Source organism: Deltaproteobacteria bacterium (assembly GCA_026388415.1).
Taxonomy (GTDB): domain Bacteria; phylum Desulfobacterota; class Syntrophia; order Syntrophales; family JACQWR01; genus JAPLJV01.
Window position 1 is genome coordinate 13,649 of record JAPLJV010000013.1, and the last position, 16,627, is coordinate 30,275.

The following is a 16,627-nucleotide window of genomic DNA, read 5'->3' on the forward strand; positions in this document are numbered from 1 at the left end:
TCCATTGCTTATCGGGCTATATAGGAAACAGATAGTTGGTCACTTGATGGCAGGATTGAATAGGTGATTGATACTTCATCTATAGGGGATAACCACGTGCAGTGTAGTTCTTCAATTTCTCCTACTGATATGGTCTCGGATGTTGATTTGCATTTGGCCGTAGCTCCATATTCTTCGCTCAGTGCTTTGAATGCTTTAATATAATTAGATATTGATGGTCTGAGATTTTTTGAATAACCAACAAGCTTATTGTTTTTGAAAGTGACCGCGGAATATCTATTGTTTTCTTTAACATTCAGGTCATAAAATTGAACCTGGTCACCCTTATCCATGACGTTTTCAAAATTCAAACGTGAAAATATCGCCATAACTGCTTCTTTTTTCATTCCATTTTTCAGACCATCCACGTCAAATCCCTGTGCTGCGCCCGTTCCTAACAGTACGATCAGGGTTATGAATATTAGGATTGAATTTTTCATATCAAGCAGTGTACCCGTTATTGATCGCATTCACCGGCTATTTTACTACCACTCATCCAGATTTACAAAATCAGGACAATAAAAAAGGGACCGAGATTTTTCCCTATGTCCCTGTATTTATTATTGGCGTCCCCACGGGGAGTCGAACCCCGGTTACAGGCGTGAAAGGCCCGTGTCCTAGGCCACTAGACGATGGGGACACATGTAAAAGCAAAATAAACAGTCAGCAGGGAAGGTGCGGTTTATACAGGTTTTCCCGTGAGGACGCGCTTATATCCTTTTTTTCGGGAATATGTCAAGCGGCAAATGACCGATCTGGAAGTTAGCAATCATTTTATGATCCAAAAACCACCGGTTCCCGCAGGATGACTTCCCTGGCCTTGGCCGCCAGAGAGGCTATTTCCGGGTGCGTTTCCCGGAGCGAGGCAATCTGGCGGAGATTATCGGCTGTTCTCAGCACCAGCATGGCCAGATCTCCATCGGCAATGCCCATGTGGCGAACGATATCATCCCAGTCCTCGCCCTGCGCCCAATCGTAAATGACCGAACTTGTCCAGAGGTAGAGGACGTTGGTGGAAAATCCCGCCGCCGCCATCCGTGCGGATAAATCCGCAATCGCCCGGCTGACCTTGTGATGGGCCTGCGCAAGCTTCCGGGCAATTGGTTTATGCGTGATTTTGATGTCCTGGTCGCCGTCATAGACAAAGGGCGCCACCATGGCCGCCAGGAGTTTTTCATCCCGCTTCGGGAATGCCTCTTTCTTCAGGCACTCGGCAATCAGCAGGGGATGATCCAGCCGGAGTTTAGATGCCCAGACGCCCGATTCCGTCAGGCGATTAGCCTCGTTTATAAAACCCTCCACCTTCAAGAAGTTGAGGTGGCGGAGACAATCGTTCCAGAGGTTGCTTCCCCCTTTGGCCGCCCGACTCCTCTCCCCCTTGCTCAGTTGAAAGGAGGCCAGTGACTTTTCAAATATCGCCCGGATGTCCTCCGGCGTTTGGGAAAGCAGTAAATTCAAGATCATGGAGAAGTCATTGCGAATCCGGCTTAAGATATCGTCGGGCTTTTTAAAGAAGAGTTTCTGAAGATGCTGGATATCCATGAAGCGCCCGGGAACGGCCAGCATAAAGCCGATATTGTCACGGCCTCTCCTTCCAGCCCTCCCGGTCATCTGATGAAACTCCGTGCTGCTTAAGGGGCTGAAATTATTGCCGTTGAATAGGTCGGAGTTGAATAAAACAATCGTCCGGGCCGGATAATTCACCCCCGCCGCCACGGTGGAGGTGGCAAAAATGGCGCGCAGTTTCCCCATCTTCATAAGAGTTTCCACAAAGAATTTCCAGGCCGGCAACTGTCCGCCGTGGTGGGTGGCAACCTGGGCTCGTTCCAGATAGTTTAACTGCTTGTGGTTTCTCAAATAGGGGAAACGGCTCAGTAATTCTTCCAGAGCGCCGTCAAAGTTTTCATCTTTGCGGTGGGCGGCGCCTTTAAAACAGCTTTTAAGGGCGGCGTCGCATTCCGAGCGTGATTTCAGGAAGAAGATAGCCGGCAGCAGATCAAATTCCTCCATAACATTGATGATTTGTCCAAAGTCGGGCGGCCTCCCGGCGCCATGGCCTCTCTTGTTTTCTATGAACTGAACCAGGCCGGGAAAAAGCTTTCTCTTTTCCAGGTAGGGCATGATCCTGCCGGAAGGATGGAGGAACAGGGGGTAAAGCGGCACCGGCCGTTTCTCTGCTTTTACAACCACGCATTCCCGGCCCCGCAGGGAAGAAAGCCAGGCGGCAATTTCATCGTTATTGCCGATTGTGGCCGAGAGCAGCAGCACGTTGACCCGCACGGGCAGATAGATCAGGATCTCTTCCCAGACGACGCCGCGATCGCGGTCCCCCAGGTAGTGGGCTTCGTCCAGGATGACGAGGTCGCAGTTCAGGTTGTCGCCGTGATGCATGACGTCATAGAGCTGATTTCTCAAAATCTCCGTGGTGCCCACGATGATGGGGGCATCAACGTTCTCCTTCGTATCTCCGGTCAGGATGCCGACATTGGCGACTCCGAATTTGTGGCCGAATTCAACCCATTTCGCGTTGGTCAGGGCCTTTAAGGGTGAGGCATACCAAGAGCGGCCCCCCTTTTCAAATACCGCACGGATAGCCTGCTCGGCGATCCATGTTTTACCGACGCCCGTAGGTGCCGTGACGAGGCAGTCCGTCCGTTTGACGGCTTCCAGAGCCTCTAATTGGAAGGGATCGGGGATAAAGGATGACGGCGCGGGTTTGCCAATTTTTGCCAGGACATTTTTCAGCGCCGGTTCGATTTCCGGACGCATCTGAAAGTGCTGCCGGCTTACTTTGGACCGGTCAGGCCGGGCAATTGTTTTTTTGCGGGAGAAATATCTTTTTTTGTCCAATAGTTGGGTAACTCTTTCTGTTGGTTGACCGACATTAGTTTCGTCCGTTTCTATCACAGATAATCCGCCTCGTAAAGTAACTTCCGGTCCTTCTTTCTTGACTTTGGGTGACGGAAAACATAGTCTGCAATTCAAATTCTAACTTACGAAGCGAGGTTTGGCGATGCAGAAGATTCCGGTGGAAAAGGCAGTGGGGACGGTGCTGGCGCATGACATCACGCGGATTATTCCCGGCAAGTTCAAGGGGGTAGGATTCAAAAAAGGTCATGTTGTCAGAGAGGAAGATGTTGCGGAACTATTGAAATTAGGGAAGCGCTTTCTGTATGCCTTTGAGCTCTCGGCTAATCAGCTCCACGAAGATGACGCGGCCCTGCGCATCGCCCGGGCTATTGCCGGCAGCAACCTGAACTGGACAGAGCCTCGGGAGGGAAAATCAAGTATTGTCAGCACTTGTGCCGGACTGCTGAAAGTCAACGTTACCGGACTCCTGAAAATAAACAAGCTGGGCAGCATTATCGTGGCCACCTTGAAGACCAATTTCCCCTGCCGGGAAGGGCAGGTCGTAGCGGGGACCAGGATTATTCCGCTCACGATAGCAACAAAAAAGATCACCCGGCTGGAAGAGCTGGCCGCCGCCGACCCCCGACCTGTTCTGCAGATCCTGCCCTATCGGAAAATGCGCGTCGGCGGCGTGGTGACGGGTTCGGAGATATTCAATGGTCTTATCAAGGACGAATTCGACCGCTATGTGGGGCAAAAAGTCATCAACTACGGCTGCGAATTGGTGAAAAAGATTATTGTTCCCGACGACGCCGGGGCCATCTCCCGGGCCATCCTGGAACTGAAGGACCTGGGCTGCGAACTGATCCTGACGACGGGAGGCCTTTCCGTTGACCCCGACGACGTGACCCGCAAGGGAGTCCGTAAGGCCGGTGCAAAAATTATTTCTTATGGCAGTCCCATCCTGCCCGGTGCCATGCTCCTCTACGCCCTGCTGGACGGCAAGCCGATTCTGGGTTTGCCGGCCTGCGTCTATTATTCTCCCGCGACGGCCTACGATCTGATTCTGCCGCGGGTCCTGGCGGGAGAAGAGATCACGAAAAACGTTATTGCCGAGGCCGGTCACGGCGGCCTGTGCATGCACTGCGAAAGTTGCCGCTATCCAGTCTGCCCCTTCGGCAAATGATGACCTTTTACCGGATATCCTTGTGGTAGCTTTGCAGAGACTTGGCTCGGCCATGTCCCTGCCGGAAAGCCGTAATGCCCTTCACTGCGGCTACGGCGGCGGCGATGGTGGTAATATACGGGATTTTGTATTTTATGGCCGCCTTCCGGATGTATGAATCGTCGTGCTGGCCCAGCCTGCCGCTCGGGGTATTGATGACGAGCTGGATGTCGCCGTTCTTGATGCCGTCAACTATATTGGGGCGCGCCTCGTGCAGCTTGAGAATCACCTCCGCCGGAACGCTGTTGTCGGCCAGGAACTTCTGCGTCCCCGTAGTGGCCTTGATGACGAATCCCAGCTTGGAGAAGGCCCTGGCCACCTCCAAAGCGCCGCCCTTGTCGTTGTCATTCACCGTGATCAGCACCGTTCCCGTCGCCGGTAAAACCTGCTGGGCGGCTTCTTCTGCCTTGTAGAAGGCGAGCCCGAAGGAGTCGGCCAGTCCCAGCACTTCACCCGTGGAGCGCATCTCCGGACCCAGCACGGGATCCACCTCCTGGAACATGTTAAAGGGAAAGACGGATTCCTTGACGCCGAAATGCGGGAAAGAGCGGTGCCGGACCTGCAAATCGGCCAGTTTCTTTCCCAGGATAATCTGGGTGGCGATGCGGGCCATGGAGATATTGCAGACCTTGGAAACCAGAGGCACCGTCCGGGAGGCCCGGGGGTTGGCTTCGAGGATGTAAACCACGTCGCCCGCAATTGCATACTGGATATTCATAAGTCCGACCACGCCGAATTCCACGGCGATCCGCCGGGTGTAATCGTTGATCGTGTCCATGTGCCGGGCGGGGATGCTGATCGGCGGAATGACGCAGGCCGAATCGCCGGAATGGATACCGGCCAGTTCGATATGCTCCATGATGGCGGGAACGAAGGCATCCGTGCCGTCGGAGATGGCGTCGGCCTCGCACTCGATGGCATTTTGCAGAAACTTGTCAATCAGAATCGGCCGCTCCGGCGTTACGCCGACGGCCGCCTTTACGTAACGTTTGAGCATTTCTCCGTCATATACCACTTCCATCCCGCGGCCGCCCAGGACGTAGGAGGGGCGAACCATCAAAGGATAGCCGATTCGTCCGGCAATGGCGATGGCCTCGTCCAGGTTGCTCGCCATGCCTGAGGCCGGCATGGGAATACCCAGTTTTTCCATCATCTTCTTGAAGCGGTCACGGTCCTCGGCCATGTCAATCGTCTCCGGCGAGGTGCCGATGATGCGGACGCCGGCCTGAGCGAGCTGCAGGGCGATGTTCAGGGGCGTCTGACCGCCGAACTGGACGATGACGCCCAGGGGCTTTTCCTTTTCGTAGATGGCCAGGACATCTTCCACCGTCAGGGGTTCGAAATAGAGCTTGTCCGACGTATCGTAATCTGTGGAGACCGTTTCCGGATTGCAGTTGACCATGATGGATTCATAGCCCTCGTCCCTGAGGGTGAAGGCCGCATGGACGCAGCAGTAGTCAAATTCAATGCCCTGCCCGATCCGGTTGGGACCGCCCCCCAGAACCATGACCTTCTTCTTGTTCTTGCTGGCGCTCACCTTATCGGGGGCGTTATAGGTTGAATAGTAGTAGGCCGCATTGGCGACGCCGCTGACGGGAACGGCATCCCAGCACTCCACCACCCCCAGGGTCGTGCGCTGCCGGCGGATCTCAGCTTCCGGAAGGCCAAGAATCTGGGCGAGGTAGCGGTCGGAAAAACCATCCTGCTTGGCCTGCCGCAAGAGGTCATCCGGCAGGGACTTGCCCTTATATTTCAGGATTTCTTCCTCCCGTTCCACCAGTTCCTTCATCTGGCCGATGAACCAGGCCTTGATGTGGGTCCGGCGCTGCAGTTCTGCAACGTCCGCCCCCTTGCGGATAGCCTCGTACATGATGAACTGGCGTTCGCTGGACGGTTCCGCCAGGAGCTCCATCAGGTCTTCCAAAGATTTAGTGTGGAAGTCCTTTACGAAACCGAGACCGGCCCGGCCCTTTTCGAGGGAGCGGATGGCCTTCTGGAAGGCCTCCTTGTAGGTCTTGCCGATGCTCATGACTTCACCGACGGCGCGCATCTGGGTTCCCAGCTTGTCAATTGATCCGGGAAATTTCTCGAAATCCCAGCGTGAGAACTTCACCACCACATAGTCGCCCCAGGGGATATATTTGTCCAGGGTGCCTTCCCGCCAGTAGGGGATCTCATCGAGGGTCATCCCCCCGGCCAGCAAAGATGAGACGAGGGCAATGGGAAAGCCCGTGGCCTTCGAGGCTAGCGCTGAGGAACGGGAAGTGCGGGGATTGATCTCGATAATGACCACCCGGCCCGTGGCGGGATCGTGGGCAAACTGGATATTCGTGCCGCCGATGACGCCGATGGCCTCGACGATGTCGTAGGAGTACTTCTGAAGCCGGGCCTGAAGCTCCGGGCTAATGGTGAGCATGGGGGCGGTGCAGTAGGAATCGCCCGTATGGACGCCCATGGCGTCCACATTTTCGATGAAGCAGACAGTGATCAGTTTGTTCTTGGCGTCCCGGACGACTTCCAGCTCCAGTTCCTCCCAGCCCAGCACGGATTCCTCGATAAGAATCTGCCCTACCAGACTCGCGGAAATGCCCCGGCTGGCCACGGTCCGCAACTCTTCGATGTTGTATACGAGGCCGCCGCCCGTGCCGCCCATGGTGTAGGCCGGGCGGATCACCACGGGATATCCGAGGGTGGCGGCGATCTTCTCCGCTTCCTCAACGCTGTAGGCCGGCTCGCTGTTGGGCATGTCGATGCCGAGGCGATTCATCGTCGCTTTCAAGGCGATCCGGTCTTCGCCCCGTTCGATGGCATCCACCTGGACGCCGATCACCCGGACGCCGTATTTTTCCAGGACGCCGGTCTTGTGCAGCTCGGAGGTCAGGTTGAGACCCGTCTGGCCGCCCAGGTTCGGCAGAATGGCATCGGGGCGTTCGTTTTCGATGATTTCCGTCAGCGATTGCAGGTTAAGCGGTTCGATGTAAGTGACATCGGCCATGCCGGGATCGGTCATGATGGTAGCCGGGTTGGAGTTGACGAGGATAATTTGATAACCGAGCTGGCGCAGGGCCTTGCAGGCCTGGGTCCCGGAGTAATCAAACTCGCAGGCCTGGCCGATGACGATAGGACCGGAACCGATGATCAGAACTTTGCTGATGTCACTTCTTTTTGGCATGGGACTCTCCTTGGCTGGCGGTATATTTTATCGGGGTTCGGTAGGAACTCGGTTTCTTTTTGCGCCCGGAGTATAAGAAAAGCGGCTGGGTGTGTCAATCAATTTCTACGGACTTCGTAGATATCGCCACCGGATGGACAGAACAACGTGCCGTCCGGGGGAAGGGCGAAACAGAAGTCCTGGAACAAATCAAAAACATCGAAAAAACCCTCCCTTTCCCCATCCTCGGTTTCGATTCTGATAACGGCGGTGAGTTCCTCAACTACCACCTCCTAAGGCATTTTACCTTTGCTGTGGGCAAGGTTGATCTTGCGAGTCTTGGTAAGGCCAATTCAGGACAGTTCGGACAGATTATAAAAACTTTTCTTCCATGTCTTTTATTATGTAGCCTTGTATACCCTTGGCCACTTTGTCCACATCCTCTTGAGTCACGTATAAATCTTCCGGTTTGGGGTCAAGTGGCGTAAGTATTTTAGCCTCCACTTTTAGGCTAATTTTATAGGGTTTTTCTTCTGAAATGTTTGCAATAATACGAAATGCACCTGGTGTTCCACTTGAGAATTTACCAAAGGCAACTATAAACGGGGTAGGTATAAAATAACCGCCTCGCTTATCTCTCGTTCCCTTCCACTTCGTTATAATGCCCATGTTATTATCAAATTCTATTGGTGCCCATTCAGAAGTCAATATCTCTTTTAATTTTGTTGTCACCTCTTCCTTTGACAATTTCTCATTTTTAACAATAATGTATTCTTGGTACTTATCCTGATAATTTGTATATTGCGTATAGGCACAACCCGAAAGTAAAAAAACCATTAAGAAAAACAGTTTCAGTTTCATTTAAGTTCCCCCCCAAGTTGGCTGGGTGTAGATCGGATAACGCACCAACGGCTCTCCCCTGTTCGGGGTATGCGAGCACATGGCGTCCAGTCAATTCCAGCACGGAAAATTCCTTGATTCTCTCGAAAAAAAAGCCCCCTTCATTTTATGAGCGGAAAGAAGGGAGCTTTTACAATACAAGCATGTTTGCCACTTTTTCTGCTCTTTTGGTTTGACTCTATCTTCCAAAACGTTTAGTCCTCGATCCTGAATCGAAATCATGCATTTTCGTCGAGCTTAGAAATTTGTTGCTTTCAGAAGAAGTGTATCTCCCGCTCTCCAGAAAAATCACCCTCCTAAAACTGCTCATTATAACCAGTTAAACTTGAAAACTCAGCAAAGTCCAATGGATTGTTTATTATCACCGGTTCACAGACCAGAGCACACATTCCCTCACTGGCCAGAAATTCCTGCCAGCTCTTGCCGATCCCCCAAGACCGCATAGGGGAATATAACCTTTTCACCTGCCTTCTTTTACCTGGAAGATAACCTTTACAACTTCAATATCCCAAGGCACCGTCCTTGTGAAGAACCATTGACGTATCACATAGGCAAAATTGATGAGAGATTCGGACTGAGTGTCAAAGAGGTTTCGGATAGAATTTGAGGTTTTGAAGTCCATAGCTCTCCCCTGATAACGTCTTTACAAGATATATCAGCTAGTTGTACGCATCACGATTTAATCATCACCAGCATCATCTTGAATCTCTTCAAAGCCTTCAATGCATGCGGTTTTCCACCAGGCATAATGATTATTTCCCCTTCCTTTAAATGATGGGGTTCTCCGGAAATAATAATCTCCGCCTCACCATCCACTATTTGAACCAGAGCATCAAAGGGAGCCGTATGTTCACTTAACCCCTGATCCTTATCAAAAGCAAAGATGGTCACTGTCCCGGTTGATTTCTTGATAATCTCTTTGCTGACAACAGAGCCATCCTGATAAGCTACCATATCCTTCATATTCAATACTTGCTGAGTCATGCCGTCCTCCTTTATGCCCAAAGCATTTTTCAATAATGCCGTGGTTGTTTAATAAATCTCAATATTTTAAACGCCCGCTTTTTCTCCCATAGAAAACTATTGAACCTGCTTTTTGCTTTGTTCCTCAACTAATTGACCCAAGAGTTTTAGCTGCTCCTGTTGGATTGCAATCAGTTCATCCCATTGATGTTCCCTGAGCAAATCAACTTTCTCGTGGAGCCCTATTATTTCAAGCTCCGCCTTTAAATTGACTTCGTAATCGTGTTCAGCACGTAACCGATCCTTATAGGCCTGCCGATTTTGAGACATCATAATAATTGGAGCTTGAAGGGCAGCCAGCATAGATAGGACAAGATTTAGCAGAATATATGGGTATGGATCAAATGAGCTGTTAAGCTTGATTAGGATAAATGAATTTAGGATAATCCATATAACCATTATGCCCAAAAATATTGAGATAAAGATCCAAGACCCCCCAAAAGAAGCGACCTTGTCTGCCATTTTTTGACCGAGAGTCAGTTGTTCTGAAAGGTCTTGAACGACATTTGTCGAAATTGGTGTTCTTTCGGTTATATGGTGAGCAACATGTTTTTCTAATTCTGTAAGTTGTTCATATTTCGAGCGAAAGAGTTCTTCTGCTTTGTCACGTGTTTTCTGATTCATCTATGGTTATCCCCATTCTCAATGTAAATCTTCGTCAGTTTCCTGCTCCCATTATTTTTGCTTCTTGGGGTATCCGACCGATTGCGATAGAATGATTTTCTGATCCGTTCGCAATCCCATGACCTTTGCCAGGGCTGGCCTGTCTATCATGGCGCGTACAACCGTTGCCAATCCTTCGGAGGCACAATAAAGATAAACATTTTGGCTTATGAATCCGGTGGCAGCTCCCGCATACATGGTCTTGACCTCATCTGACGATGAAGTCATCCGGGAATAATCAGCCACATAAATAAGATTCACAGCGGCTTCCTTTACAAATGCCTGAGTACCGGTCAATCCTCTGATATCTTGTGCCAGTATTGGTTTCAAAAGGCTGGATTTTGCATCATAGAAGTAAAGACCGGCAGCAGTAGCAACATAGATGTCCATTTCTTGCCGGTTGCTTGCAGTAGGCGCAGTCCGTTTACCAGACTCCGGGCGATTGATTCCAGACGCGGCCCAGAGCATGTTGGAAAGAATTTTCAACGGTAATGGCTCTGAACTGAATTCTCGTGAAGAGCTTCGCTTTGCTAAAAGCTGCATCAAAGGATTGCCGGCAATCTGGGGCATTAAAAGTTGGATTGGTTTTTGTTCTTCTGCCGAAGCTGTATTCTTGGTCATCGGCAAGATGGCAATTAGAGAAACCACAATAAAACCGATGGCTGTCATTAGTAAAAGGTTTTTCCTGATCGCTTTCGTATTCATATGAATAACCTCCTGTTGTTATTCCGATTATTACACCTTGAATCTTATGCCGTATATTTTCCGTGGAAACTCACCCATAGCAAAATCTGGTTTTTCTTTATTTTGCATTGCCGCTTCATCTGCATAGGCCTCTATTACTTCCCCGATAAACAGATTCTTATCACCTGCTTCTGTCACTTGAATTAGTCGGCATTCCATATGAGCCACACATTCGTCAACAATAACGGTTTTTACCATACGTGCGGGTTTCGCAGTTAATCCGGTTTCCTTGAATTTGTCTACCTGATAGCCGGAATGAAAGCCACAGTAATAAACCTTTGCTTCCATGTCCTTTGTGGGAACATTAATGACAAATTCTTTTTCGCTTTCGATCAGCTTACAGGAATATGCGCTTCTTCCAATGGCACAGGCGATAAGAGGCGGTTCTTTTGATACGGGCATGCAAAAACTGACCGCGATTATATTGGCTTTCACTTGCATCTGTCCGCATGTGATTAAGTAATGCCTCATTGGCCACATGAATTCCAGATATTCAGCGTTAATTTTCATTTTCATTCTTACCTCATGATAGGATTATCAGAGAAAAATGAACCATTGATCTCCCAGTTTTTAGAAAAACGCAGACTCCTGCGCTTTTTACAGTTTTAGATTAAAACTTCATTTCTCAGCGTTAATAGCACCCTTCAAGACAGGAGAGGGTTTAAACGTAACGACCCTTCTGGCATTAATCGTCATCTCCTTTCCTGTCTGTGGGTTTCTGCCTCTTCGCTTCTTTTTGGCTTTAGCTTTCCATTTCCCGAACCGAGAGATCACGACGTCGTTACCCTGACACAGTTCATCCTTGATAATAGCAAAGAAACTTTCGATGATATTGCCAGAATCTTTTTTGGGAATGCTGAGCTGCTCATTGAGCATGTTTAAAAGATCAATTTTGTTTACTGCCATGATTTTCCCCTTTGATTATAGATAATTATCGGTCCAGTTGATGAACCACAGTTATTTACATTGAGCCCTGGCCAATCTTCTTCCCATTCTATCCGGATATGGGGATCAGTATTTTTCTCCAGCCGGTATAAATATCCATAGAAGAATATACAATATAAGGCCAAAGCCAAAAAATAAAAACATGACGCTGAATAAGAATCTCCAGCACCAAGCAGGTATTGAGGTATGTACCCCCAATCCTCCGCAAACGCCGCCAATCCATTTATCCTGTTGAGATTTTGTCAGTTTGTGTAAAAAATTATTGCCCTGCATATTACAGTCCCCCTTCAAAATGTTCACATGCATTCATTATTGTAAAAGTCAAGCACTCCCCGGACAGTCAGCTTATCGGATTACAATCAACGCGATACGTAACCCTTTACTTTGAGATCAGACAGAATATCTTTAGCAATGTTAATCGGTATGGCCGTGCTTTTACTCATTTCCTGATTTCCAATGGTGTTATTAATCCCTATGACTTTACCTTCAATATTAACAAGAGGCCCTCCCGTATCTTTGGAATTAATAGATGCGTCTGTTTGAATCACTTCACGAGAACTCTTGTTTGTAATCATGCCAGGGGATAATGTGCTTGAGCTGCGGAGGGAAGTACCAAGTGCCAATACCCAGTCTCCAATCCGCAATTTGTCAGTGTCTCCAAAAGGTGCGACGTAAAGGCTTTCATCCACTTTAATCTTTAAAAGGGCCAAATTTGTATTTTTATCTTTCCCGATAAGTTTAGCATTAAATTCCTTGCCGTTTGCCATTTTAATTGTGATTGTCCAGGCTTTATCCACAATATGATTATTGGTGAAGATATAGCCATCCGTTGATATGATAAAACCCGATCCTTCTAAAATATTTTCACTTTTTGAATTTACTGTCACTCTGACATTGACGATAGCAGGCATCATTGCCTCTTTAACGTGACGAAAATCAGGACTTGCTCCTGAGGATTTGGTTGGTTCGTCCTTTGTCACGTTTTGCTCTATACGCATGAGTGCCGATGGTTCCTGAGATGGTCTCTCTGTTAGGTTGAAATAGAATCTACCCTCCAAAGAGGAGAGTTCCCAGGGAACCTGTCCGGTCTCCTTGCGGACGCTCTGACGAATCTTCATGAAGACATCACCGATGGTCAGACCCGGCTCCTCAATGTACTTCAGCAATGCCTTCGTGTAGGGACTGTTCCGGCCTTCACCGTCTCTGGCTATTTGATTCGCCCCGGTGGAATAAGAAATGAATGATCCGGACGGGGCGTTGCTGACAATAGCAAGCCCTCGGCCAACTGATCGGAAAGATCGTGAGAAGGGATTATCCCGGCAGGCGTCAAGCAAAACAATGTTGAGGCCGTTGTCTGCGTTGGCCATCTCGGCCAAAACTTTTTCCGCATTGACTGCTTCAAATTGGACATCCGATTCCTTATCAATCCGGGTGCCCACAGGAATCAAATAATTAGCCCCACTACCAATTTGCATCCCATGGCCAGCGTAGTAGAAGAGCCCCACACCCTTAAGTCGCTTCAGGCTACGGCCGAATTCCAGTATGGCCTCTTCCATAGTTCTGCGGCTTGCATTCTTGAGGAGGGTTACCTGAAAGCCTAGTCTCTGGAGTGATGTTGCCACGTCTGCTGCATCATTGACGGGATTGCGAAGGGGACCCGTTTCATAGCCGCCATTGCCGATGACCAAGGCTGTCCGGTTTTCAGAAGCAGCATGGACAACAGGTATCGAAGATAGAATAATGAAAACGAGGGAGATGGTTAGAGCGCGGCGATGTCTCATGATGCCCCCAATTTTTGAATGGTATCAGATTTTTCTTTGGGATATTTTACTATTTGTCAATTCTAAACAATCCTTTGAATTAGGGATATCAAAATATGTCTTTATGTTGATTACGGAAGGAGGTCCAGTATAAAGGGGATATCTGTCGGGTCATTGAGTACAGGAAGCTATACGCCCCGGATCATCCCCCAATAATGCCGCCTTTCACCTGGTGATCGTTGATATCCCTTTATGACCCAAATTGCAACTTTATATTTGTATGATTATCTGCGTAGTTAAAGGGGATATTGCTGATTAGTTGACTAACTTACCCCCTGCCCCCATTTTTTCCGACTGGATTATCTGGTTGACCGTACCGAAGAATTGCCGGACCTATCCGGTGAGGATGGAATAGCTTGACTTTACAACTAATCAGCGTAAATATGCCCTCGATAACCCCCATGCTCGGGCGGGCACAACGAAGGATGAAAATCCCCCCTTAACTTCCCTTTGGTAAAGGGGGATGGGGGTGATTTTCATATAAGTATTACGGGAGGAATAGCAACATGGCTGATAATTACACCAAGGGCAGAATCTATGAACTCGACCTCGGCACCCTGCGGCCGGACCCGGCCCAGGCGCGGAAATACATAGATCCGGCCAGTCTGGCCGAATTGACTGCCTCTATCGGTAAGTATGGCGTCCTCCAGCCCATCCTGTTCCGTCAGGATGAAGCGGGGGCGCCAATATTCATCGTTGCCGGTGAGCGACGGGTGGAAGCTGGCAGAGCGGCCGGTCTTACGACTATCCCGGGCATCTTGGTCACGGGGAATCACCGGGAAATCGCCCTCGTGGAAAACCTCCTGCGCGAGAATCTCACCCCCGTCGAAGAGGCGGAGGCTCTGGACGCGATCATGACGGAACAGGGCTACAACCAGTCGCAACTCAGCGAGATGATCGGCAAATCACAGCCTATTATTTCCCAGACCCTCTCGATCAACAAACTCCCTGCCGATCTGCGCGATCAGGTGCGCAGCAATCCGAACGTCCCCAAGACCTTCCTCATGGATTGCGCCAAATTGAAGACAGAGCAAGCCATGCGCACGAAGCTCACAAAATTTCTGGATAAGTTGAACAACCCGGCCATCCGACCAATCCGGGTGTCCCAAGCCGTGGCGCTCATGAATCGCGTGGACAGCCTCCAGGGCGAGCTGGCAAATCTGGCCTGGCAAGACTGGACGGATGGTGAGAAACAGGACCTGAGCGATCGTCTCCGCAACCTGCAACAGGGAGCTGACGCTCTCCTGCAGGCGCTGGGACCGGCCTCGCAATTAGCGTGAACGGAGGAAAAGACCTTTCCCGGCAGGTGTAAAATCTAACCTGGCAGTTTTTGAGGAACAGAACAATAACTGCTTAATATACATGGAATATAAACGATGAATGCGCTGTCTTTCAATAATATTCTACACTGAGATTATTAGCTTATATATTCTGATAGATAAGTGCTATTGATCATCAATAATTTTAAATAGTGCGAAAAAAGAAGATGAATTTCACCAACATTTAACATCGTGGAACGAGAGCAATGACTAACGCACACCTGCCGATCATCGCCAGCTATCCCGGCCCCGATGGCTCCGTTAATCTGGAGGATCTGCAAACCGGCAGCAGTACGACACGCCGTTACTGGAATCGCCGGATCGGGGAATTTCTCAAGGAATTAAACCGGGAAGAAAGGACTGCACTGGCAGAGTCTGGTACAACACCGCAGTACCAGTCCAAGTCCAAGTCAGAGCACGAACCGCTGAACCCGAGGATTTGCGCGTATTTTATAACAATTACGAATCGCAACGATAGGCTATGAAGTGAAAATCAAAAAAAGAACTAAAAGCTCCCTGTCGCAGGGGGGATCCTATCGGGAAATCGGTGAGTTCTGGGATAGTCACGATTTAGACGCCTTTTGGGATCAGACCACCGAGGCGGATTTTTTATTTGTGCTGTCTATGTCATAAATACACGAAATATTGCTTGCGCTATTCGCGAATTGCGAATAGAATCCGGCCATGATTCTTAAACCACAGGACATAGTTATTCTCTTGAAAATTGTCGCGCTGGGCCAAAGCCAGTGGTCTTATGCATCCCTGGCCGCTGATCTCGCCATGAGCACCTCAGAGGTCCATGCCGGCATAAAGCGCGCCGTTACCGCCCGTCTGATGGATGCTCAGAGGAGCCGCCCCCTTCTAAAATCATTCGAAGAATTCCTCATTCACGGCGTCAAATACGCCTTCCCTCCGGATCATGGCGGCCTGACCAGAGGCATCCCCACCGGATATGCCGCCCCTCCTCTGAGGAATGTGATTTCTCAACCGAATGAGCCACCTCCCGTATGGCCGGACCCGGAAGGCAATACCCGCGGCCATGAATTCTCGCCGCTCTACAAGTCCGTCCCGAAAGCCGTCAAAAAGGACAATGCCCTTTATGAATTGCTGGCCATAGTGGACGCGATCCGCGACGGGCGAGCCCGTGAAAGAGAGATCGCCATCAAGGAACTAAGATTGCGATTAGGATCGGCATGATCAATAACAGAGACATTAATATCCGATTGATTATCCATGTCGCCAAGTGTCTTGGCGATCTGAGAAAGAAGGTTGTTTTTGTCGGCGGGTGCGCCACGGGTCTGTTCATCACAGATCCGGCCGTGCCGGAAGTCAGGGCAACACAGGACGTAGACGTCATTGCCGAGGTTGCTTCAAGGGTGCAGTACTATAATCTTGAAGAAGAGCTCCGGGCCAAAGGGTTCAAACAGGATATCAGAGAAGGGGCGCCACTTTGCCGGTGGCTGGTTGACGGCATAAAAGTTGATGTCATGCCCACCCAGGAAGATATTCTTGGCTTCTCCAACTACTGGTATCTGCCCGCCATCAAGCATGCTGAAAGTATTAAGTTGGAGAAGGGGCTGACGATTCAGCTTGTTTCACCCCCCTATTTTCTGGCAACCAAGATTGAAGCATTCAAGGGGCGCGGTGGCGGCGATTATATGGCTAGTCACGATATGGAAGATATAATTACCGTCCTGGATGGCCGCCCCGAAATCATTGCTGAGATCAGGAGTTCCTCCGAAGAATTGCAAACCTTCTTAGCCGACACCTTTTGCGGATTTCTGGCCCAGGAAGGATTCCGCGACGCTCTTCCGGGTCATCTGCCCCCTGACTGGGCAAGCCAGGAACGGCTGCCCCGGCTCATCGAACGTTTGGAGGAAATAAGTGAAATCCAGGGGTAATATGTTTATCGTTACATCCTCAAGCGGATATTCTGCTTCCATGACCA

Annotated in this window: 16 protein-coding genes and 1 tRNA gene; 5 read left to right on the forward strand and 12 right to left on the reverse strand. The window is 49.8% G+C overall.

From position 1 onward, the window contains the following. Nucleotides 1–8: 8 nt before the first annotated feature. From NT140_03360 to NT140_03370, 3 genes are all read right to left on the reverse strand, one after another. The gene (locus NT140_03360) at nucleotides 9–479 is read right to left on the reverse strand and encodes a hypothetical protein (GenBank protein MCX5830920.1); all 471 of its coding nucleotides are present in this window, start codon (nucleotides 477–479) and stop codon (nucleotides 9–11) included. Nucleotides 480–603: 124 nt separating this feature from the next. Beyond that, nucleotides 604–679, reverse strand: a tRNA-Glu gene (locus NT140_03365). 134 nt (nucleotides 680–813) lie between these two features. Then, nucleotides 814–2,946, reverse strand: coding sequence for a DEAD/DEAH box helicase (locus NT140_03370; protein MCX5830921.1), 2,133 nt, complete (start codon nucleotides 2,944–2,946; stop codon nucleotides 814–816). A gap of 106 nt (nucleotides 2,947–3,052) precedes the next feature. Between NT140_03370 and NT140_03375 the strand changes: the two genes are divergently transcribed. Continuing rightward, nucleotides 3,053–4,075, forward strand: a complete 1,023-nt coding sequence (locus NT140_03375; protein MCX5830922.1) for a molybdopterin-binding protein — start codon at nucleotides 3,053–3,055, stop codon at nucleotides 4,073–4,075. 7 nt (nucleotides 4,076–4,082) lie between these two features. Here NT140_03375 and carB read toward each other — a convergent pair whose 3' ends face one another. From carB to NT140_03420, 9 genes are all read right to left on the reverse strand, one after another. Beyond that, nucleotides 4,083–7,286, reverse strand: coding sequence for a carbamoyl-phosphate synthase large subunit (carB, locus tag NT140_03380; GenBank protein MCX5830923.1), 3,204 nt, complete (start codon nucleotides 7,284–7,286; stop codon nucleotides 4,083–4,085). 351 nt (nucleotides 7,287–7,637) lie between these two features. Continuing rightward, nucleotides 7,638–8,126, reverse strand: coding sequence for a hypothetical protein (locus NT140_03385; protein MCX5830924.1), 489 nt, complete (start codon nucleotides 8,124–8,126; stop codon nucleotides 7,638–7,640). Nucleotides 8,127–8,837: 711 nt separating this feature from the next. Then, nucleotides 8,838–9,149 (reverse strand): cupin domain-containing protein, encoded by a 312-nt coding sequence (locus NT140_03390; GenBank protein ID MCX5830925.1) that lies wholly within the window; start codon nucleotides 9,147–9,149, stop codon nucleotides 8,838–8,840. 96 nt (nucleotides 9,150–9,245) lie between these two features. Next, nucleotides 9,246–9,812 (reverse strand): DUF1003 domain-containing protein, encoded by a 567-nt coding sequence (locus NT140_03395; GenBank protein ID MCX5830926.1) that lies wholly within the window; start codon nucleotides 9,810–9,812, stop codon nucleotides 9,246–9,248. 51 nt (nucleotides 9,813–9,863) lie between these two features. Beyond that, nucleotides 9,864–10,556 (reverse strand): SagB/ThcOx family dehydrogenase, encoded by a 693-nt coding sequence (locus tag NT140_03400; protein MCX5830927.1) that lies wholly within the window; start codon nucleotides 10,554–10,556, stop codon nucleotides 9,864–9,866. 30 nt (nucleotides 10,557–10,586) lie between these two features. Next, nucleotides 10,587–11,111, reverse strand: a complete 525-nt coding sequence (locus NT140_03405) for a flavin reductase family protein (GenBank protein ID MCX5830928.1) — start codon at nucleotides 11,109–11,111, stop codon at nucleotides 10,587–10,589. A 102-nt stretch (nucleotides 11,112–11,213) separates the two neighbouring features. Then, nucleotides 11,214–11,501: an HU family DNA-binding protein gene (locus tag NT140_03410; protein MCX5830929.1), complete on the reverse strand. Its 288-nt coding sequence runs from the start codon at nucleotides 11,499–11,501 to the stop codon at nucleotides 11,214–11,216. 105 nt (nucleotides 11,502–11,606) lie between these two features. Beyond that, nucleotides 11,607–11,813 carry a PspC domain-containing protein gene (locus NT140_03415; GenBank protein ID MCX5830930.1) on the reverse strand — a complete coding sequence of 69 codons (207 nt, stop codon included), beginning with the start codon at nucleotides 11,811–11,813 and terminating at the stop codon, nucleotides 11,607–11,609. A gap of 86 nt (nucleotides 11,814–11,899) precedes the next feature. After that, nucleotides 11,900–13,321 (reverse strand): caspase family protein, encoded by a 1,422-nt coding sequence (locus NT140_03420; protein MCX5830931.1) that lies wholly within the window; start codon nucleotides 13,319–13,321, stop codon nucleotides 11,900–11,902. A gap of 545 nt (nucleotides 13,322–13,866) precedes the next feature. Between NT140_03420 and NT140_03425 the strand changes: the two genes are divergently transcribed. The 4 genes from NT140_03425 (at nucleotide 13,867) to NT140_03440 (ending at nucleotide 16,580) form a co-directional block, all read left to right on the forward strand. Next, nucleotides 13,867–14,640, forward strand: coding sequence for a ParB/RepB/Spo0J family partition protein (locus NT140_03425; GenBank protein ID MCX5830932.1), 774 nt, complete (start codon nucleotides 13,867–13,869; stop codon nucleotides 14,638–14,640). A 245-nt stretch (nucleotides 14,641–14,885) separates the two neighbouring features. After that, the gene (locus tag NT140_03430) at nucleotides 14,886–15,164 is read left to right on the forward strand and encodes a hypothetical protein (GenBank protein ID MCX5830933.1); all 279 of its coding nucleotides are present in this window, start codon (nucleotides 14,886–14,888) and stop codon (nucleotides 15,162–15,164) included. Between the two features lie 199 nt (nucleotides 15,165–15,363). Beyond that, the gene (locus tag NT140_03435) at nucleotides 15,364–15,876 is read left to right on the forward strand and encodes a hypothetical protein (GenBank protein ID MCX5830934.1); all 513 of its coding nucleotides are present in this window, start codon (nucleotides 15,364–15,366) and stop codon (nucleotides 15,874–15,876) included. Beyond that, a complete protein-coding gene (locus NT140_03440) occupies nucleotides 15,873–16,580 on the forward strand; it encodes a hypothetical protein (GenBank protein MCX5830935.1) in 708 nt (235 codons plus the stop codon). The genes NT140_03435 and NT140_03440 overlap by 4 nt, the downstream gene beginning before the upstream one ends. Nucleotides 16,581–16,627 lie beyond the last annotated feature (47 nt).